The 21,850-nt window shown below is 48.4% G+C and carries 17 protein-coding genes; 10 read left to right on the top strand and 7 right to left on the bottom strand.

Going from position 1 to position 21,850, the window contains the following annotated elements; genetic code table 11:
- Positions 1–119: 119 nt before the first annotated feature.
- The 7 genes from asnB to tsaD all read right to left on the bottom strand — a co-directional run bounded on the left by asnB (position 120) and on the right by tsaD (position 8,295).
- The gene (gene asnB, locus D1627_RS05430) at positions 120–1,814 is read right to left on the bottom strand and encodes an asparagine synthase B (protein ID WP_119431232.1); all 1,695 of its coding nucleotides are present in this window, start codon (positions 1,812–1,814) and stop codon (positions 120–122) included.
- A 415-nt stretch (positions 1,815–2,229) separates the two neighbouring features.
- Positions 2,230–4,122, bottom strand: a complete 1,893-nt coding sequence (gene rpsA / locus D1627_RS05425) for a 30S ribosomal protein S1 (RefSeq protein ID WP_119431231.1) — start codon at positions 4,120–4,122, stop codon at positions 2,230–2,232.
- Positions 4,123–4,744: 622 nt separating this feature from the next.
- On the bottom strand, positions 4,745–5,248 hold the full coding sequence (locus D1627_RS05415; protein WP_119431229.1) for an HNH endonuclease: 504 nt from the start codon (positions 5,246–5,248) through the stop codon (positions 4,745–4,747).
- 80 nt (positions 5,249–5,328) lie between these two features.
- Complete coding sequence (locus D1627_RS05410; RefSeq protein WP_233555522.1) at positions 5,329–6,105, bottom strand: C40 family peptidase; 777 nt, start codon at positions 6,103–6,105, stop codon at positions 5,329–5,331.
- A 204-nt stretch (positions 6,106–6,309) separates the two neighbouring features.
- Entirely contained in the window at positions 6,310–6,777 is a 468-nt protein-coding gene (gene smpB / locus D1627_RS05405) for an SsrA-binding protein SmpB (RefSeq protein ID WP_119431228.1), read from the bottom strand.
- Entirely contained in the window at positions 6,778–7,197 is a 420-nt protein-coding gene (locus D1627_RS05400) for a thioesterase family protein (protein ID WP_119431227.1), read from the bottom strand.
- Positions 7,198–7,287: 90 nt separating this feature from the next.
- Entirely contained in the window at positions 7,288–8,295 is a 1,008-nt protein-coding gene (tsaD, locus tag D1627_RS05395) for a tRNA (adenosine(37)-N6)-threonylcarbamoyltransferase complex transferase subunit TsaD (RefSeq protein ID WP_119431226.1), read from the bottom strand.
- A gap of 65 nt (positions 8,296–8,360) precedes the next feature.
- Here tsaD and D1627_RS05390 point away from each other — a divergent pair, with 65 nt between their 5' ends.
- From D1627_RS05390 to D1627_RS05345, 10 genes are all read left to right on the top strand, one after another.
- On the top strand, positions 8,361–12,842 hold the full coding sequence (locus tag D1627_RS05390) for a translocation/assembly module TamB domain-containing protein (RefSeq protein ID WP_147383222.1): 4,482 nt from the start codon (positions 8,361–8,363) through the stop codon (positions 12,840–12,842).
- Positions 12,843–12,941: 99 nt separating this feature from the next.
- A complete protein-coding gene (locus D1627_RS05385) occupies positions 12,942–13,838 on the top strand; it encodes a cell division protein FtsX (protein WP_119431224.1) in 897 nt (298 codons plus the stop codon).
- A 4-nt stretch (positions 13,839–13,842) separates the two neighbouring features.
- Entirely contained in the window at positions 13,843–14,061 is a 219-nt protein-coding gene (locus D1627_RS05380; protein ID WP_119431223.1) for a DUF3098 domain-containing protein, read from the top strand.
- Positions 14,062–14,895 carry an undecaprenyl-diphosphate phosphatase gene (locus tag D1627_RS05375; RefSeq protein WP_119431222.1) on the top strand — a complete coding sequence of 278 codons (834 nt, stop codon included), beginning with the start codon at positions 14,062–14,064 and terminating at the stop codon, positions 14,893–14,895.
- Between the two features lie 2 nt (positions 14,896–14,897).
- Complete coding sequence (gene truB, locus D1627_RS05370) at positions 14,898–15,596, top strand: tRNA pseudouridine(55) synthase TruB (protein ID WP_119431221.1); 699 nt, start codon at positions 14,898–14,900, stop codon at positions 15,594–15,596.
- Positions 15,580–16,509, top strand: a complete 930-nt coding sequence (locus D1627_RS05365; protein ID WP_119431220.1) for a bifunctional riboflavin kinase/FAD synthetase — start codon at positions 15,580–15,582, stop codon at positions 16,507–16,509. Before truB ends, D1627_RS05365 begins: the two co-directional genes overlap by 17 nt.
- A gap of 210 nt (positions 16,510–16,719) precedes the next feature.
- Positions 16,720–18,591, top strand: a complete 1,872-nt coding sequence (locus D1627_RS05360) for a DUF389 domain-containing protein (protein WP_119431219.1) — start codon at positions 16,720–16,722, stop codon at positions 18,589–18,591.
- Positions 18,592–18,715: 124 nt separating this feature from the next.
- Positions 18,716–19,414: a CoA transferase subunit A gene (locus D1627_RS05355; RefSeq protein WP_119431218.1), complete on the top strand. Its 699-nt coding sequence runs from the start codon at positions 18,716–18,718 to the stop codon at positions 19,412–19,414.
- A gap of 17 nt (positions 19,415–19,431) precedes the next feature.
- Entirely contained in the window at positions 19,432–20,088 is a 657-nt protein-coding gene (locus D1627_RS05350) for a CoA transferase subunit B (protein WP_119431217.1), read from the top strand.
- 165 nt (positions 20,089–20,253) lie between these two features.
- Positions 20,254–21,804, top strand: coding sequence for a bifunctional GNAT family N-acetyltransferase/carbon-nitrogen hydrolase family protein (locus D1627_RS05345; protein WP_119431216.1), 1,551 nt, complete (start codon positions 20,254–20,256; stop codon positions 21,802–21,804).
- The last annotated feature ends 46 nt before the right edge of the window (positions 21,805–21,850 follow it).

Genomic DNA, 21,850 nt, shown 5'->3' with positions numbered 1-21,850 from the left:
CTTAGGTTGTAGTATGTCGGGTGCAATATACTTTATAATAGTGGAAGCACACTATATAAACTTCAAAGCCCTCACTGACACTAGGTCTGCGGGGGCTTTGTGATTAGTGAGATCTTATGTTAAACGCTCACCTCTTCAATGCTATTTTTCTGATAGGCATCGGTATGCACATTTGTAACTGCCCTACCTGATGGGTCATTCATATTTTTAAAGGCTTCGTCCCACTCCAGCGCTATGGGCGTACTGCATGCCACCGATGGAACAGATGGCACCGAAAGTGCCGCTGCATCGCTCGGGAAATGCTCCGTGAAGATAGAGCGGTAATAATACTCTTCTTTGGAAGATGGTGTCTGAATCGGGAAGCGGAAATGGGCATTTGCCAGCTGCTCATCGCTTACCTTGGCGTTTACCATTTCTTTCAGCATATCGATCCAACTATATCCTACGCCATCAGAAAACTGCTCTTTCTGTCGCCAAGCCACGCTTTCTGGCAGGCAATCTTCAAAGGCCTTGCGCAGCACCCACTTCTCCATGCGCTCACCGTTTATCATTTTGTCGTCCGGGTTAATGCGCATCGCCACATCCATAAATTCCTTATCCAAGAACGGAACGCGCCCCTCAATCCCCCACGCACACAGCGATTTGTTTGCTCTGAGACAATCATACATGTGCAGCTTATCTAATTTACGAACGGTTTCCTCATGAAACTCCTTCGCGTTGGGCGCTTTGTGAAAGTATAAATACCCGCCAAAAATCTCATCAGAACCTTCTCCGGAAAGCACCATCTTAATGCCCATCGCTTTAATGGCACGCGCCATCAGGTACATAGGCGTTGAAGCCCGAATGGTGGTAACATCATAGGTTTCTAAATGATAGATCACATCTTTCAGGGCATCGATGCCTTCCTGGATGGTAAACTTAATTTCGTGATGCACTGTGCCAATATGATCCGCCACTTTTTTCGCCGCTGCAAGATCAGGAGAACCTTCCAGGCCAATGGCAAATGAATGGAGTTGAGGCCACCAAGCCGGCTCTACACCATTGGTTTCGATACGCTTCTTCGCATACTTTTTAGCGATTGCCGAAGTGATGGAAGAGTCCAGGCCGCCCGAAAGAAGTACCCCATAGGGCACGTCGCTCATTAACTGGCGGTGCACGGCTGCCTCCAGCGCCTCGCGCAGGGCAATTATGTTCGTTTCGTTTTCGGCTACATTCTTATACTCCATCCAGTCGCGGTCATACCACTTCTGGAAGCCATCCTCTTTGCTTGACAGGTAATGACCTGGCGGGAAAAGCTCAATTTTAGCGCACTTTCCTTCCAGCGCCTTAAGCTCTGAAGCCACGTAAAAAGTCCCGTTCTGGTCCCAGCCTATGTATAACGGAATAATGCCCATGTGGTCGCGGGCAATCAAGTACTCGTCGTTTTCTATATCATAGATGGCAAAGCCGAATATTCCATTCAATTCATCCAAAAACTTTGACCCTTTCTCATTGTAGAGGGCAAGTATAACCTCACAGTCGGATTTAGTCTGGAAATTATACTCTTTGCGCAGCTGCTTGCGCAGCTCCAGATGGTTATAAATTTCTCCGTTAGCTGCCAGCACCAGATTACCGTCTTCACTTAATAGGGGCTGTTTGCCCGAGGTAGGGTCTACAATGGCCAGGCGCTCATGGGCCAGTATGGCTTTGTTATTGCTGTATATACCACTCCAGTCCGGGCCACGGTGACGTATACATTTAGCCATTTCTAGTACCTGGGGGCGCAATGCCTCAGATTTCTCTTTTAAGTCGAAAGCACAAACTATTCCGCACACGATGTTCTAAGTTTTAGGTTGACAATAACCAAATAACGCAAAAGGAATAGATATTAAAAACGATTTTGTTACTTATTTTTGAAATTTATTATCAATTAATAAAAAATAACACGATTTATATTTAATTTTAATTAATTGTAAACGTTTTGTTACCATTCGCATAATTACATATACATATCTACCGTGTTTAAGACTGTGGGTTTTAGAGTATAACATTAAGCGCTTTACCATAAAATTTGCAAGCTAGCTTATCACGGTTGTGCTAAGGCAAAGCCACAGGACAAAGTATAGAAATGGTCTGTTAAGGGCGTTAACCCGATGCTATGACAGCAAATATGAAGAGGCCGAAAAACAAAAAAAGCCCCGGATTCCTCCGGGGCCCTCTTGTTGTATAACAAGCTTAAAGATTAAATAATTAAGCGTTGTTTTCTTCTTCAGAAGATGCTTCGCCTTCAGTGTCAGTGTCTTTTGCTTTTTTAGCAGCAGCAGCCTCTAACTTCTTAACGCCAGCTTCTTTCTCGTTCTCAAGCATTTGCTCTTTCAGGGCAGAAAGTGCATCCAGGTCACCCAGTGTAGAGCGATCTGCTTCTTTCTGAACTTTAGGAGCTCTAGCTTCTTTCTTCTCACCTGCAGGTACCGCTTTCTTAGTAGCTTTTGCCGCTCTCGGAGATGGCTCTACTTCAGTGTGCGTAGCAGTGTGCGAAAGGATGATCTTACGATCTTCTTTAGAGAACTCAGTTACTCTGAACTCTAACGTATCGCCGGCTTCCACCTGAGATCCGTCTTCTTTCGTCAGACCTTTAGGGAAAGTGAAACCTTCGATACCGTAAGGCAGCTCCAGTGTAGCACCTCTGTCTGATTTCTCAAGTACAGTAGCTTTGTGTACTGAACCGATGTTGAATACAGACTCAAACGTATCCCAAGGGTTTTCCTCAAGTTGCTTGTGGCCTAATGCAAGTCTTCTGTTAGGAACATCAAGCTCCAGAACAACTACATCCAGGTTTTCACCAACTTTCACGAACTCAGATGGGTGCTTGATCTTCTTAGTCCAAGACAGGTCAGATACGTGTACCAGACCATCAACACCTTCTTCCAGTTCCAGGAACAGACCAAAGTTTGTCAGGTTGCGAACGATACCAGTGTGTTTCGTACCGATAGCGTATTTCGTCAACACATCTTCTTTCGTCCATGGGTCTTCAGTAAGCTGCTTAATGCCAAGAGACATTTTGCGCTCTTCTCTGTCAAGTGTCAATACAACTGCCTCAACCTCATCGCCTTGCTTGATGAAGTCTTGTGGGTTGCGCAGGTGCTGTGACCATGACATTTCAGAAACGTGAATCAGACCTTCAACGCCTGGCATCAGCTCAAGGAATGCGCCGTAGTCAGCCACGTTAACGATTTTACCTTTAACTCTAGAGCCAACCTCGATCTCAGCAGGAAGTGCATCCCACGGATGTGGTGTAAGCTGCTTCATGCCCAGAGAGATACGCTTCTTGTCTTCGTCGAAGTCAAGAACAACGATGTTAACTTTCTGGTCAAGCTGCAATACTTCCTCTGGGTGGTTGATACGGCCCCAAGAGATATCTGTGATGTGAAGCAGACCGTCTACGCCACCAAGGTCGATGAACACACCGAAGTTTGTCATGTTCTTGATAACGCCTTCCAGAACCTGACCTTTCTCCAGGTTGTTCAGGATAGCGGCACGCTGCTGCTCCAGGTCTTTCTCGATAAGTACTTTGTGAGATACAACCACGTTGTCGAAAGCGGCGTTGATTTTCACAACTTTCACTTCCATTTTCTTGCCTACGAACACGTCGAAGTCACGGATCGGCTTAACGTCGATCTGAGATCCTGGCAAGAAGGCCTCCACACCATGGATATCCATGATAAGACCACCTTTGGTTCTTCTCTTAACCACGCCTTCAAGAACGTTATCGTTCTCAAGTGCATCGTAAATGCGAGCCCAGGCGCTAACGATTTTCGCTTTCTTGCGAGACAAGATAAGCTGACCGTTTGGATCTTCCTGGTCTTCGATAAATACTTCAACTTCGTCGCCAACTTTCAGCTCAGGCAGATCTCTGAATTCTGAAACAGCCACTAAGCCATCAGATTTGAAACCAATGTTCAGGATCACGTCACGATCAGTGATACCTACCACGATTCCTTTAACAACCTCCTGCTCCTGTACGGTAGTCAGGGTGTCGTCATACATTTTTTCCATTTCGGCTTTCTCAGCTTTGCTGTAGCCAGACCCGAAACCCTGAGACTCAAACTTGTCCCAGTCGAAATTTTCTGGAGAATTACTCATATTGTTTTATTGCCCTTGAGTAGCCACCGGCTTAGAGCAATGTAGCCGGTTTGGTTTAGTTATACATACCCTGGTGGTTAAGCCAAGGCTCACTCAATCGAATGAACCGCAAAATTAAGAAAATAATTCTACAAATACCAGATTCTGCAACTTTTACAAATGGCTTTTGGTGAGCACTTTAAAGAAATAAGCCAGAGCAAGGAAGAAATTAGTGGCGCTACTGAAGGGGTTTCCCATAAAGTATATTTTAATAGACTGAATCGCACTTTGCCATCACTTTTAAAACAGATGAAATTTATTAGAGGGCTTGTAACACCTAATGCATTCGAGATGGCTATTCTATGACTAGCCTTATCTTAGGCTATACTTTCAACAATTTGAAAACTGGCTGCATACCAAACCAAGGGCTGTCCCCGCCCTTAAACTGGTAGATTTAAGAGTTTTGGAACACGATAAAGTGGACGCTTGCCATACGCTATTGCAGTAACAGCTATACATTGTAGTATGCCACAGCGAGCCAACTTTATACTTAATCTTGTAATTTACTTAACAGCTAAATTATTCCTGATAGCAAGGCAATTATAGATTATTCACTAATTTTATTAGTAGAAGTATAATCCAGTTAATTTTCCAGACCAAGGTATATTCTCCAGTCATTATTATGCGGATTCAGGTGCAGTTGCAGGAAGGTTTGCAGCGATGGGCGTGTAGGTTTCCGACTCAGTTTCAGTCCAGCTTCCTCGGGGGTTCGGTCGCCTTTGCGGGCATTGCAGCGCGAGCAGGCTGTCACTAGGTTTTGCCACTTAGTTTCTCCCCCTCGGCAGCGCGGCAGCAGGTGATCGAGTGTCAGATTTTTAACAGCTCCGCAATACTGGCAGCTGTAATTGTCGCGGCGCATTACGTTGTGCCTGCTCAGAGAGATGCCGTAGTATGGCACGTGCACATAATGTTGCAAACGGATGACAGATGGCACAGGGTATGCCGCACTGATAGAGTGCAGGAAGGCGCCATCGGATTTCGTCACCATTTCTGCTTTATCAAGGTACACGAGCAGAAAGGCCTTTTGCACGGTGCAAACGGCAATGGCGCTGAAATCCTGGTTTAGGATAAGGACTTTTTCTTTCATGGCCGATTTCTGGGCTTACGCTAAGCTTCTACGGATTTAACCGCCACTATATAGCGTAAGTTCAAAGAAATCAGCAGGTTTTATAACTCAACCCGTTTAATTATGCGCAGGTTATGGGAGTAGTACTTGCGGGTGGCATTGTAAATTCCGTTGTGGTCCAGGGTATCGATTCGGATCTCGCCGTGCGCATGTATGATTTTCTGATCTTCGAGCACAATGCCCACATGAATGATCCTGCCTTCTTCGTTAGAAAAATAAGCCAGGTCGCCGGGCTGTGCCTGCGTTACGAAGTGCACCTCCTGGCCGTGCTCTACCTGCTGGTACGCATCCCGTGGCAGCTGGTAGCCGCAAATTCCGAAAACCTGCTGCGTAAAGCCTGAGCAATCGATCCCGAACACGGATTTACCGCCCCACAAGTAGGGCGCTTTCAGGTAAAGCTTTGCAATCTCAAGCAAGTATGGCAAACCGGGTTTTACGTTTGGGTCGGATGCCTGGCCACTGTACGAATAGCGCTCATCGTTTACGCGAATGGCTTCCCCATCGAAGAAAGGCAGGTAGCTGCCCAGACCAACCGGAATACGCTGCTCCGGAGTTTCTACGAATCGCAACAGCTCGGTGCCACGTGGGTGGCGGGCTTCTTTCCACTCGCGGAAGTATGTTTCTGAAACCGGTGTATGTTGCTTAAAATCGATCCAGCCTGTATAGCCATCGGCGGCCAACTCGATCTGCAGCCAATTGGCATCCTGCCCCACAATCTCGTAGCACTCGCCAAAAACAAGCTGCGTCACTATCTCAGCCTTATCCGAAGTATGCGCGCGCATGGGCACCACGCTTAACATGCCTATACCGTATTCCATGTGGTTAATTTTGAATGAGTGGATGTGCGAATGAGTGAGTGATATGGCGAATGAGTGGATGAGTGATTGTGTGATTTAGTCGTGAGGTCTGAAAGTTACCGTACCTGAAATTAGTATGAAGCTGATCCATCTCTACAGAAACAAGACAAAGAATTACGTCCCCTCATTCACACAATCACTCATCCACTCATTCACACATTGAACCTAAAACCCGCTTCGGGCCATTTCGCGTTTTACGTCTTTTTCTTTGATGTCTTGTCGCTTGTCGTACAGCTTTTTACCGCGCGCCAGTGCAATCTCTACTTTAGCAAAGCCACGGTCGTTTACGAACACGCGTGTTGGGATAATAGTTACACCCTGCTCTTCGGTACCGCGCTCTAGTTTGCGCAGCTCATTCTTATTCAGGAGCAACTTGCGCGCGCGCATGGGCTCGTGGTTATAGTGCGTGCCTTCGGTGTAGGTGGCAATGTGCAGGTTGTGCAGCCATAGCTCACCGTTTGTAAATACACAGTAGCCATCCTGCATGTTTACCTTGCCCTCACGTATCGATTTAATTTCCGTCCCTTTCAGCATCACGCCTGCGGTATACTTATCAATAAACTGAAACTCGAAGGAGGCCTTGCGGTTCACGATGTTCACGTGCTTCTTTATTCTGTCTTTATCTTTTGCCATTTATACTTTCTTCGGCGCCAAAATTTTGGCTAGTTTTTCTTTTTTCAAAATTTTCTGCCCTGTTTCTCCGTCAGCCACCAGCCGCTCGCCTACCCTGGCCACAAACCTGCATACTACCTCGTTGCCTTCACACTTTTGCAGCGTGGCAACAATCTCGATCTCCTCGCCTTCAAACGCAGGACCTTTGTGGTTGATTGTCAGAAAAGTGCCTATTCCCTCCTCATCCGCTACTTTCATATCCAACACAAACAGGCGGCCAGCCCATTCAGCGGCCTGCGCCAGCGAGAAGGTAGAGCAAACGGCATGCACCAGGCCATCCTCAAAACGGGCAAAGTCTGCGGCAGTTACCTGCTTTACATACGTGCGTGTGTCGCCTATTTTAAGCCTCTTGTTTTCTGATTGCTGCTTGTTGACTTTCATACTTCTTCCGTAAAAGTATAAACTGAATATGCTGAGCTGAAATGGCCGCTTAATTTACCAAGCTATCAAGTAACTACAAACAACCAACCATTAAAACTTCAGCCTTGGCTCGGGGCTCACATACTGCGTGGCAAAATCTCCTTTAAGATACTGATAGTGAGCAGCAATAGCAATCATACCTGCATTATCGGTGCAATACTGAAAGGCAGGGATATACACATTCCAGTTATACTTACCGGCATACTCCTGCAATGTTTTACGCAGCCCCGAGTTGGCCGATACGCCGCCTGCAATGGCAATCTCGCGAATGCCCAGATCCTTGGAGGCCATCACCAGTTTTTTTAGCAAGGTTTTGATCAAGGTTTTCTGTACACTGGCGCAAATATCGGCTAGGTTTTGCTGAACAAAGTCTGGGTTCTCCTTTGTTTTATCTCTGAGGAAGTATAATACCGAGGTCTTGAGGCCACTGAACGAGTAATTATACTCCGGCATGTTACCCACCGGAAAGGCAAAGGCATCGGGGTTGCCCTGCGCGGCCATCTTATCCAGCATCGGCCCGCCCGGGTACGGCAGTCCAAGCATTTTGGCGGTCTTGTCGAAGGCTTCGCCCACGGCATCATCGGTGGTTTGCCCGATAATCTCCATGTCCAGGTGGTCTTTTACCAGCACGATCTGGGTATGGCCGCCACTCACGGTTAAGCAGAGAAACGGAAACTGCGGCTTGGGCTCATCAATAAAATGCGCCAGAATATGCGCCTGCATGTGATTTACCTCTATAAGAGGGATGTTTAAACCGAGCGCAAACGACTTGGCAAACGAGCAGCCAACCAGCAGTGCACCTAAAAGGCCGGGGCCGCGTGTAAAGGCAACTGCATTTAGCTCACTTTTTTCTACATTTGCCGTAAGCAAGGCCTGAGCAACAACTGGTATAATATTCTGCTGGTGCGCCCTTGAGGCTAGCTCCGGCACCACGCCACCGTACTGTTCGTGCACGGCTTGTGTGTTTACGATGTTAGACAACACCTTACCCCCACGGATAACCGCGGCCGAGGTTTCGTCGCACGAAGATTCTATCGCTAAGATTGTAGGTTCAGTCATTTTTGGAAAAAGAACAGTCAATAAATTACTTCAAAGTTATAGGAAAAGCTATTCTAAAAATAGTTTTGGGGCTGTTCCTGTTCCTTTTACTGCTGTTTGCCGGTATTTTTGTAGCAATTCGCTTCCCATCGGTGCAAACAAAGGTGGCGCAGCGCGTGGCGGCCTACCTCTCCGAGGCCACCCAGCACCAGGTCACGATCGGGCGCGTGGACATCGAGTTTTTCAGCCACGTTATACTTGAGCAGCTGCAAGTGCTGGATAACCGCAACAACGAGCTGTTTTACGTTGGCCGCACCGACGCCACCATCGACGCCTTCTCCATCTTCTCACCGAACGACCTTTCCATCAGCACGCTGGAGCTTGAAACGCCCCGGGCAAACCTGGTGAAGTATGCAGGCAGCGACACCCTGAACATGAGCAGCTTCTTCGGTGCGCTCGGCGAGCTGTTCGTGCGCGACACCACCAAGCCCTCCACGCCCTTTAACTTTCAGGTCGGCGAGCTCATTATAAAGAACGGCCAATTCACTTACGACGATTTTAATAAGCCGCGCGCTGAGCAAGGTATGGACTACAGCCATTTATCGCTCACAAACCTGAACGGGCGCTTTAACGAGATTCAGCTGGAGGATACCATCCGGGTAAATGTGTCGGGGCTGCAGGCACATGAAACCCGCTCCAACACCAAACTGCATAACCTGGATACGCGCATGAGTTACGCCGCCACGTTTTGGGAGTGGGATGCCCTGGACCTGCGGCTTAATAAAAGTAACCTGCAAAACTACGTCCGGTTTGATTACAGCACGTTCAGTGACTTTACTGAGTTTATAGACAGTGTTACCATGACGGCCGATATCCAAAATGCCACCTTATATGCACAGGATATCGCTGTTTTTGCGCCGCAGCTATACGAGTACCAGGATAGCCTGCAGATAAACTCGCTCACTCTGGAGGGCAAGGTGAAAGATTTTAAGGCAAAGAACGTGGACCTGGAGTATGGAAACGACACCCACATCGTTGGGAGCGTAAGCGCTGACGGACTGCCGAATGCGGAAGAAACGTTTGCAAATTTGCGCCTGAAGCCATCCACGATCAATGCCAGGGACCTACGGCATTTCCTGCCCAAAGATGCCTATGAGATAGCGGCCAGGCTTGGCACTGTATCGCTGGAAGGCCGCTTTCTGGGTTTTTATAACGACTTTGTGGCCAATGGCGATTTCGTTACGGCGCTTGGCAACCTGAAGTCAGACATCAACCTGAAAATAGACGACAATACCCGAGCCTCGTCTTACAGTGGCTTTATGACGACGCGTGGCTTTAACATCGGCAGGCTGCTCAACATTGAGAACAGAATTAAGACAATATCAATGAGTGGCCGCCTGGAAGGCTCTGGTTTTACGCTAAAAAACGCCAATGTAAAGGCTGATGTTACCATAGACCAACTGCAGCTCCTGGGTTATGACTACAGAAACATCAAGGCTGATGGCACGCTTAAATCGCAGGTCTTCACCGGTGAGATTTCAGCCAATGACCCTAACCTTATCTTCAGCGCCCAAGGAGAAGTAAACCTGGCAGAGCAGCTTAAGGCATTTAACATGGTAGCCAACCTGAAGCGTGTAGACTTGCAGGCACTAAAACTGACGCAGCAGCCTATCATTATTCGGGCTAAAGCCAACCTTGATTTTAAGGGCCTCCGGCTGGATGATTTTGAAGGAGCCGCTCGCTTCGATAGTGCTTATGTTAGCTACAATGGCAACCAGCTGCCAATCGACTCGCTACAAATCCTTTCCGAAATTGATGCCGGACAGCGTGCCTTATACTTGTCATCGGATCAATTGGCACTCCAGGTAAAGGGAAACTTTGATTACTCTACCTTATTCGCTGACCTGCGGGAACTGGTGCAGGAGTACAAGCTTAACTTCGAAAGCAATCAGGCTGCCACAGCAGCGTACTACAGCCGAAAAGCAGACACAGGCGTTAATGATTACGCCATGAACTATACTTTGCAGCTGAAAAAGGTTAACCCTCTAATTAACCTGATACTGCCAGACCTAAAAATCTCTGACTACTCCACTGTGGAAGGCTCGTTTCGCCACGGCGTTACAGCTATACTTGAGCTCTACGCAGACATTGACACTATTCAATACCAGGATTACCAGCTTTATGGCAACGCCATTGAGATCAATACCTCTAAGATACAGCAGAGCCCGGACGTGCTGGCAGCCGCATTGTTTACCTCGCAAAAGCAGATGCTGCCCGGAGCCGGGAACACGCAAAACTTTTTCCTGGAGGGAATCTGGAGTGAGCGCACCATTCAGTTTTCTACCAGCATTCGCCAACCCGAGCAAAATAACCGGGCCTTAATAACCGGTGACCTTAATTTTTTGCAAAACCAGCTGCAGATCGTTTTTGATGAGTCGAATATTACGCTACAGCAAAACCCTTGGGCTTTTGTGCCTGGCAACACCATCTATATAAGCGAAGCTGGAAAAAACCTGCAGTTCGAAAACTTTGCCTTAACTAACCAAAACCAGGTTATTCGAGCGGAAGGCACAATCTCAGACGATCCTCAAAGTAAGTTGCTCCTAAACGTTGAAAACTTCGACCTGCGCAACCTTAACCCGCTCCTCTCCATGAAAATCGCCGGCGATTTAACGGCAGAACTCACAGCGCAGGACATCTACAACCAGGCAAAGGTAACCGCAGCCATGCAAGTCGACTCCTTTTACCTCGATCAGGTATTTATTGGAAATATATCGGGCAAAACAGACTGGAGCAAAGCCAACAGCCAGGCTGTAGTTGATATTGGCATCGAGCGAGACAGTAAAAAAGTGCTTTCTGTTTCCGGAAACTATTACCCACAGGCGCAAGACGACCAATTGGACCTGCTTGCCGTTATGGACCAAGCTAACATGAAATTGGTAGAGCCTGTGCTCCGAGGCTTGTTCTCTGACCTGGATGGCTCCATGGAGGGCAGGATTCGTATACTTGGCAGCCTTTCTTACCCAGTGCTCAAGGGTTCGGTAATGGTATCAGATGGTCAGTTTACCTTTGATTACCTTAATACCGCCTACCGCTTCAGCGATCGGGTATACTTTGGCCCAAACAGCATCAGTTTCAGAAACGCGCAGTTACAAGACCTCTATGGCAACCGCGCCACCGTTAGCGGCGGAATTACCCACGACGGTTTCCGGGATATGGTGATAGACCTGGAAGCACGCTACCGCAACTTTATGGTGCTTAACACCACAGAAGATCAGAACGAGCTCTTTTATGGGACTGCTTTCGCTACCGGCACCGCTAGCGTGCTGGGCCCAACCGAGAACCTTAAGGTAAAGGTAGATGCCCGCAGCGAAGACAATACGCGCATTGTGCTCCCACTTGATTACCAGACCGACGTGGCACGCAAAGACTTTATCAAGTTCGTGAACCGCAACCAAGGCGATAGCACCGGTGTGGAGATAGCCGCTGAAAACACAGCCATTGACCTTTCCGGAATAAACCTGGACTTTAACCTGGATGTGACGGATGACGCATACTTTGAAATCATCATTGATCGCACTACAGGAGACGTGATCCGGGGAACCGGCAACGGCGACATCCAAATGACGATCGACACACGCGGAGACTTCAACATGTTTGGCACCTTCGAAATAACCCAGGGAGCTTACAACCTGAACCTGCTGGAAGGTCTGGTATCTAAGGAGTTCAGGGTTGTACCAGGCGGCACCATTACCTGGAACGGTGACCCAACGGCCGGCGTCATGGATATCACCGCGAATTATACCCAGCTTACGTCGTTTAGTGGGCTGTCGGGGAGCCAGTCAGATGTATCGGGCCGCTATCCTGTTACGGCTGTCATAGACTTGAACGGCCCATTGCTTACGCCTCAAATTCAGCTCGGGCTAAGCTTCGATCAGCTGCCGCAGGAGGTGCAAACCTCACAATACTCGCTCATTAACTCTATAAAGAGCGATGAAAGCGAACTGAACAGACAGGTATTCAGCCTGCTTGTTCTTCAACGCCTGTCTCCGCAAGGCACGCTTGCCTTTGATAGCAGCGTGGGTGCGGGTGCCGTGGGTGGCAGCTTGGGCAGTTTGCTTTCCAGCCAGCTGAACAACTTCTTTAATAGTATAGACAGTAACCTGGAAGTAGACATCGGGCTCGGAAACCTCGGCCAAGATGCCCTGGCCTCGCTCCAGGTGCGCCTGAGTTATACGTTCTTCCAGGGCAGGCTGCGCGTTACCAACGAAACAGGCTTTGGGGGGACATCCGACGATGTCACCGGAAATGCCTATGTAGGCGACTGGTTGCTGGACTATTACATTTCCCAAACTGGTGAGCTGCGCGCGCGACTAGAGTACAACTCCACACCAAATATTTATACCCAGCGCATCACGCAAAGCCAGAGTATCAGCTTGTTGCACACCAAGCGCTTTGACAGCTTGCGCGAGCTTTTTGGGAGCGAGAAGCGCGAGCGGCGCAGGCAGCGCATGGAAATGGAACGCGACCGCATCATACTCGACTCTGACCCACGTTTAGAACTTTAGCACATAAGCCCGCTACCAAAGCGGGCTTTTTCATTTCTTTAGGAATTGCGCCTGCACATTTGTAAAATATATTTCTAATTTTGTGATGAAGCGTAACGTATGGCAACAAAAGTAAAACACATCAAGAAAAAGAAATTAGGCAGCTACCCACACTTTATGGTGGTGTTCAGCATTACGCTGGCGCTGTTTGTAATCGGCTTGTTCGGTTTGCTGCTGATACATGCAGGCAAGTTATCAGAAAAGGTGAAGGAAAGCATTGAGATGCAAGTATACCTGGACCGTGACCTGACAGAGGTGCAGCTGGTACGCTTACAAAAAACTTTTGCCGCCAAAGAATACATCGCCTATAAAAACGACACGGCACAGGTTCGCTTTATCTCTAAAGAAGAAGGTGCCAAAGCTTTTCTGGACGAAACCGGCGAGGATTTCATGGCTTTCCTGGGCGATAACCCCCTGCGCGATGCCTATACCCTGCGCATCAATGCAGACCACTCCAGCTCAGCCATGCTTAAAAGTATAAAACTGGACCTGGAGGAAATCGATGGTGTGCATGAGGTGCAGTATGTGGAAAGCCTGATCGAGTCAATCAATACAAACATCCAGAAAATCAGCATTATACTTTTGGCTTTTGCCGGCATATTGGTGCTGGTTGTAACCATACTTATTAATAACACGATTAAGTTGGCGTTATACTCGCAGCGGTTCCTCATCAGAAGTATGCAGTTAGTTGGGGCTACCTCGTTTTTCATTCAGCGGCCATTCCTGAACCGTGCGGCCTGGCAGGGCATAATGAGCGGCGTTTTCGCCTCTATACTCCTGTTTGTGCTGATGCAATATGCCTACACCGAGATTACAGAGCTGCAATTACTTCGCGACGACGAGCAAACTTACATCCTGATGGCCGCTTTAGTGGTTATCGGGCTGATTATCGGCTTTATGAGCTCATACCGTTCTGTGCGCAAATACCTGCGCATGTCTTTAGACGAACTTTATTAATACAATGGAGGATAAGAAAAACAACCTTGCCTTTGGCAAAAAGAATTACATCCTGATGCTGGTAGGCATCGTGGCGCTGGCGATCGGCTTTTTTATCATGACGCTTGATACCGAGCCGTATGGCCTTGGCTTTCTGGGAATAACACTGGGCCCATTGGTGGTGCTGGCAGGTTTTGCCCTGGAGTTTTTCGCGATTATGGCTAAAGATAAAACCCAGGAATAAATGAGTACTTGGCAGGCTATTATATTAGCCATTGTTGAAGGTTTAACAGAGTTCTTGCCTGTTTCATCTACGGGGCACATGATTATTGCCTCCAGCCTGATGGGCATTAACGAACTCCCGATCACAAAGATTTTTGAAGTTAACATCCAGTTCGGTGCCATACTTTCGGTGGTGGTGCTTTATTGGCGGCGCTTTGTGCAGGGGCTGGATTTCTATAAAAAACTATTGCTGGCATTTCTACCTGCCGCCGTTATAGGCTTCGCCCTTAACGACCTGATAGATGCCATGCTTGAGAGCGTTGCCATCACCGCCGTCATGCTTATGCTAGGCGGTATAGTACTGCTGTTCGTGGACAAATGGTTCAGCAACGCCACCCGCGAGAACGTAACCTATAAAAATGCCCTAGTCATAGGTTTTTTCCAGTGCATCGCCATGATTCCGGGTGTATCTCGGTCTGCTGCTTCAATTATTGGTGGTTTATCGCAGGGCGTGAGCCGGAAGGCGGCCGCTGAGTTCTCGTTCTTTCTGGCAGTGCCCACCATGCTGGCCGCCGCTGGCTATAAACTCGTGAAGGACCTTTTGAAGCTGGAAATTTCTGACTTGGTGAAGTTTGACCTCGTAAAGATTAAGAACAGCTTTGAAGTCATCCATCAGGAAGACATTGAACTGCTGCTGATCGGGAATGTGGTAGCGTTTGTGGTAGCTATGGTTGCCATCCGCTTCTTCATCAGTTTCCTGACAAAGTATGGCTTTAAAATGTTTGGCTATTATAGAATTGCCTTAGGCTTAACCCTGCTGGCTCTATTGGCCATGGGTGTGGATTTAAAAGTATAACTATGCAATACGATTTTGCCGCCGGCGAAATACTGCTCATAAACAAGCCACTCGACTGGACATCCTTCGATGTGGTAAAAAAAGTACGCAACACCATCCGTGTAAAGAAAGTAGGCCATGCTGGTACATTAGATCCGCTGGCCACTGGTTTGCTCATACTTTGCACTGGTAAGTTTACCAAGCGCATCGATGAGATTCAGGGGCAGGAAAAAGAGTATACGGGCATCATCCGCCTCGGCGAAACCACGCCCTCCTATGATCGCGAAACAGAAGTTACCGAGACTAAAGACATTAGCCACCTGACGGAGGACGATATTAAAGCCGCTGCGCAAACTTTTGTAGGAACGATAGATCAAATCCCTCCTATTTATTCTGCTGTGCAGATTGATGGAAAGCGTGCCTATGATCTGGCCCGAAAAGGCAAAGAAGTAGAGCTAAAATCTCGTAGCGTAACGATTCAGGCTTTTGACATTACAAGTATAAATGGCCCGGAGGTTACATTTAAAGTAATTTGTAGTAAAGGCACTTACATACGCAGTTTGGCGCATGATCTGGGGCAGAAGCTTGGAGTAGGTGGCCACCTAAGCAAACTGGAGCGCACGCGCATCGGGGAGTATAAACTCGAAGATGCCCTCACTATAGAGGATATTATCGCTATAAGAAAAAAGCAGCTGGAGGAAACGGATGGAAGTAATTCGTGATATCGCTGATTTTCCGCAACTGAGCTATGCCGTAGTAACCAGTGGCACCTTCGATGGCGTGCACATTGGCCACCAGAAAATTCTGCGCCGTGTGATGGAGCGTGCGCGCCAGAGTAATGGACAAAGTGTAGTGATCACCTACTGGCCGCACCCACGCTTGGTGCTATTCCCCGAAGACAACGACCTCAAGCTGCTCTCCACCATTGATGAGCGCATTGAGCAGCTGCGCAGCTTCGGCATCGATTACTTGCTGATCATCCCTTTTACCAAAGAGTTTTCGCGCACCTCATCGCGCAGCTTTATCACTGACATACTTGTTCGGGCTATTAACACCAAACTGCTCGTTATCGGGTACGATCACCGCTTCGGCAAGAACCGCGAAGGCAGCTTCGAGCACCTGAAAGCAAGGTCTGCGCAGTATGGCTTTGAAGTGGAAGAGATTCCGCGACAGGATGTAGATGATATCGGCGTGAGCTCCACAAAAATCAGGAGAGCACTAGTGAGTGGTGATATTGAAACGGCCAACCGCTACCTCGGCAGAAAGTACAGCCTTACATCTTATGTGGAAGAAGGCGACAAACTTGGGCGCACCATAGGGTTCCCGACGGCTAACCTGGCACTGCCGCCATCTCATAAACTTATACCAGGCAACGGTGTGTATGCCGTATGGGCAACCGTGAACGGAGAGCGCCACCCAGCCATGATGAATATAGGCCTGCGCCCAACAGTAGACGGTAAGCACTTGAGGCTGGAGGCACACCTCTTAAACTATCGCGACGACCTGTATGGAAAAACAATGACCATCGAGTTTGTGGAGCAAATACGGAAAGAGCGTAAATTCAGTAGCCTGGAGGCACTGCAGGCACAGTTGGCTCAAGACAAAAGAGAAAGCGAGCAAGTGCTGAGAGCATAGATCTGCGAACCCATTTATACCTTAAAAAGCGACTGCAGCAGCAGTCGCTTTTTTTGTGCCTTATTCTATGTAAATAATCCCTTGCTACCTAGCTAAGCCAGCATTCTTACCGTATAGTATCGCTTAATAGCTTAGCGTGGATTGCTCAAGGCGATACCTTGCACGGCTCCGGATAAAACATTACTTGTACTTTACGCCCGAAAAAGCCGCATGAATGTGCTTACCTTACTTTACGACCCCTCATCGGAGGAATTTGTATACGAGAAGATTATACCCGCCTTCAGGGCACTAGCCTTAGAAGCAGTACCGTACAGCAAGGCGGATGAACGACTTATACTTTCTGATTCCTGCTATATGACTTACCTAAGCGACGAGATGCTTTCGGATGTGGTAATGCAGGCACTCGGCAAAAACTGTAGCTTTTCTTTTCTGCCGCACCCCGACATGAAGGAGGCCCGGCAGGGCTATGGCATCTCCTCCGACTTGAACGAAGCGGTAGCAGACATTGAGCGCGCCGAGAAAAGCATAAAAGCTGATTTATTGCTCTGCAACGGCAAACCTGTTTTCAGCAAAGTGGTGATCGGGGAGAGCCTAAGCCTGATGTCAGGCAGTGTAGCTAGAAATACCTTTTTAGCGGCCTTCGAGAAATTAGGCAAGGTTTTCACGGTAACACATGTGCCACAGGCATACACCATCACTACCGAGAACCATGCACCTTTGCAAACAGCTGCACTCGGTATCATAGCCGTGTTGCATGGCAGAAGCAATTTGCTCTCGCGCCAATTGCTCAAAGACTCCTACCTGAACGATGCCCGGATGCACAGTTTGATATTAGCCCCAAAGAGCATCATGCAGCTAGTACGGTTTTACGCAAAATCCGTGTTTGATTCCGGCAAGAGCCGCTTGCCCTCGTTTATTGGGCATATTAAGTCGAAGGCTATAACTATAGATAGCCCGGAGCCGATTAATTATGCCCACGACAATAACCTGGTAAGCGCAAAAAGTATAAGCTTCGAGGTTTTGGAGGATGCGCTGCAAATTATTCCGGGGCGCAACCTTGATGCCGAGGTGCCGGCGGGAGAGCCCATTGAAGTATATAAGGTGAGCAACATGCCACAAGGCGAAGCTTACCTGAGCGAAATTGTAGCTAAGCCATTATCGCTTATTTATCATGCTTCAACCGAGGAGTTTAAGGACCTTTTTGTAATGCTCCGTGAGAGCGCGAGGGCCACCAATCCTTTCCTTAGCCTGATGGTGCTTTCCACCTTATTGGCCACACTGGGCTTATTCTCCAATTCATCTCCGGTAATAATCGGGGCCATGATTCTCGCACCACTGATGGCACCTATCATATCCATGTCTATGGGGGTGCTTAGGCAGGAAAAAAGCCTGGTTTATACTAGTGCTAAAACCATTGGCTTGGGTTTGCTGCTGAGTTACTGCGCAGCCATACTTCTGACGCTCATCACGCCGCTTCAGAACCTTAACGGAGAGATAATTGCACGCATACGCCCCAACCTGCTTGATTTGGGCATTGCCATACTTTCAGGCATAGCAGGAGCCTACGCGCACGCTCGCAAAGAGGTAGCTAAAACACTGGCGGGCGTTGCTATTGCCGTTGCGCTGGTGCCACCTTTGGCTGTTTCTGGCATTGGTATCGGGTGGGGCGACTGGGAGGTTTTCTCGGGAGCACTCTTGCTGTTTACAACCAACTTAACCGGTATTATACTTGCCGGATCGATTACGTTTATGTTGCTTGGTTTCAGCCCGTTTCATCTGGCGCGGAAAGGCCTGATTATTTCCATGATGGTGGTTATGCTGGTTAGTCTGCCATTAGGCTTTGGTTTCGTGAAATTGGTCCGTGAGAACAATGTGATCCACTCACTGAAAGATTATTCCGTGGATGGCGTAGTTATACGGGATGTTAGTGTAATTAAAAGCGGCGAGCCCATGCTTTTGCAAGTTCGGCTCGTTTCTGATAAACCGGTGAGTGAGTCAAAGCTCGATCAACTAAAGAACGCTATCGCCTCAAAAGTTGGCAAAGAAGTGGAACTAGAGATAATCCTAAGCATTAAGCGATAAAAAAGTGCTCTTTAACTAATATTTTTGCCTGCGGCCTGCAATATTTCAGCTGAAAGCGGCTTGTATATTTCGATATGGCCCTTTTTCTATATAAATTACCTACAACATCCACTGGTTAAAAACTATGATAAATAAAACTGTAAAAAACGCACAAGAGGCATTGCAAGGCATCCAAAGCGGCATGACGCTGATGCTTGGCGGATTTGGACTGTGTGGTATACCGGAGAACTCGATTTCGGAACTGCTGCGCCTTGGCGTGAAAGACCTTACCTGTATCTCTAACAATGCCGGCGTCGATGATTTTGGCATTGGACTGCTTTTGCAGCAGCACCAAGTTAAGAAAATGATTTCTAGTTATGTTGGTGAGAACGCGGAGTTTGAGCGCCAGCTGCTAAGCGGCGAGCTGGAGGTGGAGCTGATTCCGCAGGGCACGCTGGCTGAGCGCATAAGGGCTGGCGGAGCAGGCATTCCGGCCTTTTTTACGCCGGCTGGTTACGGCACCGAGGTGGGCGAAGGCAAAGAGGCCCGCGAGTTTAACGGCAAGATGTACCTGATGGAAAGCTGGCTGAAAGCCGATTTCTCATTTGTAAAGGCCTGGAGAGGCGACACTGCCGGCAACCTTATCTACAAAGGCACAGCCCGTAACTTTAACCCCATGATGGCCGCTGCCGGTAAGATTACCGTTGCCGAGGTAGAGGAACTGGTGCCCGCCGGCGAGTTGGACCCGAACATGATCCACACGCCGGGCATTTATGTGCAGCGCATTTTCCAGGGCGAGAAGTATGAGAAACGCATTGAGCAGCGCACGGTAAGAGTAGTTTAACCCAACCCGACTTAGTTATGAGCTTAGATAAACACGGAATAGCGAAACGCATTGCAAAAGAAGTAAAAAACGGCATGTACGTTAACCTGGGCATCGGCATACCGACCCTGGTTGCCAATTACATTCCGGAAGGCACAGAGGTGGTGCTGCAGTCGGAGAACGGCTTGCTGGGCATGGGCCCCTTCCCTACCGAAGCTGAAGTAGACGCCGACCTGATAAACGCCGGCAAACAGACCATTACCACGCTGCCAGGATCATCTATCTTCAACTCTGCCGAAAGCTTTGGCATGATACGCGGCGAGCACGTAGACCTGACCATACTTGGCGCCATGGAGGTATCTGAAAACGGCGACATTGCCAACTGGAAGATCCCGGGTAAAATGGTAAAAGGCATGGGCGGCGCCATGGACTTAGTAGCCTCAGCTAAAAACATCATTGTGGCCATGCAGCACACTGCCCGCGATGGCTCCTCCAAGTTGTTAAAGGCTTGCACCTTACCGATAACTGGTGTAAAGTGCGTTAAGAAAATTGTAACCGATCTGGCTGTGCTGGAAGTGGTGGACGGCGGTTTTAAGCTTCTTGAGCGCGCCCCTGGCGTTAGCGTGGACGACATTAAGGCAGCCACAGCTGGCAACCTGATTATTGACGGGGAAGTGCCAGAAACTCAGGTATAATTATTTAAAAGGCCCTAACCAAAAAAAGCGCAGCTTTATGGCTGCGCTTTTTTTGGTTAAATTCGTAACGCGTATGTTGCATTATCTGGCGCTATAAGTATATTATACCAAAATCATACTTGCGCCTCGTATACACCCTAAAAGTATAAAAATTACTTACATAAAATGAGTGAAAGAGAAGAAACCAGTTTTGAACATAGATTGCTGCTCCGCCAACTAGAGCTGAAGGATTACAAAGAGGTAAAGGAGATCATGGAGATCGTATACTCCAGCATCGACGGCGCCTGGACCCGCAAGGAGTTTTCTAACCTGCTAAAGAAATTCCCTGAAGGACAGATTTGCATTGAAGATAACGGAAAAGTAGTAGCCGCGGCCCTTAGCCTTGTTATCGACTACGATGAGTATGGCGATAAGCATACGTATGATCAGATCATCGACAAAGGCTCCTTCAAAACCCACGACCCAGAGGGCGACACCTTATATGGCATCGATGTTTTTGTGCACCCAGAGTACCGTAACCTGCGCCTGGGCCGCCGCTTATACGATGCCCGCAAGGAGATTTGCGAAAAACTGAACCTGCGTGGAATTATTGCCGGTGGCCGCATACCTGGCTATAAGGACTACTCTAACAAGCTTACCCCAGCCAAGTATATTGAGATGGTGCGTAACAAGGAACTTTCCGACCCGGTGCTATCTTTCCAGTTGAGCAATGGCTTCCACGTGCGCCGTATCCTGAAGGGCTATCTGCCCGATGACACAGACTCCAAGGCTTACGCTACGCTGCTGGAATGGATAAACGTATACTTCGAGGAGAAAGAAAAGCTAATTGGTGGGCGCAAAACCGTTGTGCGCATCGGTATTGTGCAGTGGCAGATGCGCGCCGTTAAGGACCTCGACGATTTTATGCAACAAGTTGAGTTCTTCGTAGATACAGTGAGCTCCTATAAATCGGATATCGTGATGTTCCCGGAGTTCTTCAATGCGCCTTTAATGGCGCTGACCAATGAGGAATCACCTTCGGAGGCAATCAGAAGTATGGCTGAGTATACCGAGGAAATTCGGGAGCGTATGGTGCAACTTGCCTTGTCGTATAACATCAATATAATTGCCGGTAGTATGCCGGAGTATTACGATAACAAGCTTTACAACGTCAGCTACCTTTGCCGCCGCGATGGCACCTACGATGCCCAGTACAAACTGCACGTTACCCCAGACGAATCTCATTATTGGGGAATGCGTGGCGGACATAAGCTCAAGATTTTCGATACAGATATCGGTAAGATCGGCATCCTGATCTGCTACGATGTGGAGTTCCCGGAACTGGCGCGTATGCTCTCGGATATGGATATGAAGATTCTCTTTGTACCATTCTGGACGGATACCAAAAATGCGTACTTGCGCGTAAGGCTTTGCTCACAGGCGCGTGCCATTGAGAATGAGTGTTACGTGGCCATTACGGGTAGTGTAGGCAACCTGCCACGGGTAGAAAACATGGACATTCAGTATTCTCAATCTGCTGTCTTCTCCCCTTCTGACTTCGCCTTCCCGCATGATGCGGTAATTGCCGAAGCCACGCCAAACACCGAGATGACCCTGATCGCAGACCTTGACCTGGATCTGCTGAAAGACCTGAACACCGCAGGCAGCGTGCGCAACCTAAAGGACCGCCGCCGCGACCTGTATAACCTGAGCTGGGTTACCCGGAAAGAGGACTAGTCTCAAAATTTGACTTAAAAAAGGGCTGCTATCTGAAATAGCAGCC

It is taken from the genome of Pontibacter oryzae, from assembly GCF_003576375.1.
GTDB classification, from domain to species: domain Bacteria; phylum Bacteroidota; class Bacteroidia; order Cytophagales; family Hymenobacteraceae; genus Pontibacter; species Pontibacter oryzae.
The sequence above is the reverse complement of the archived record's forward strand: the minus strand, read 5'-3'. Positions and strand labels throughout refer to the sequence as shown.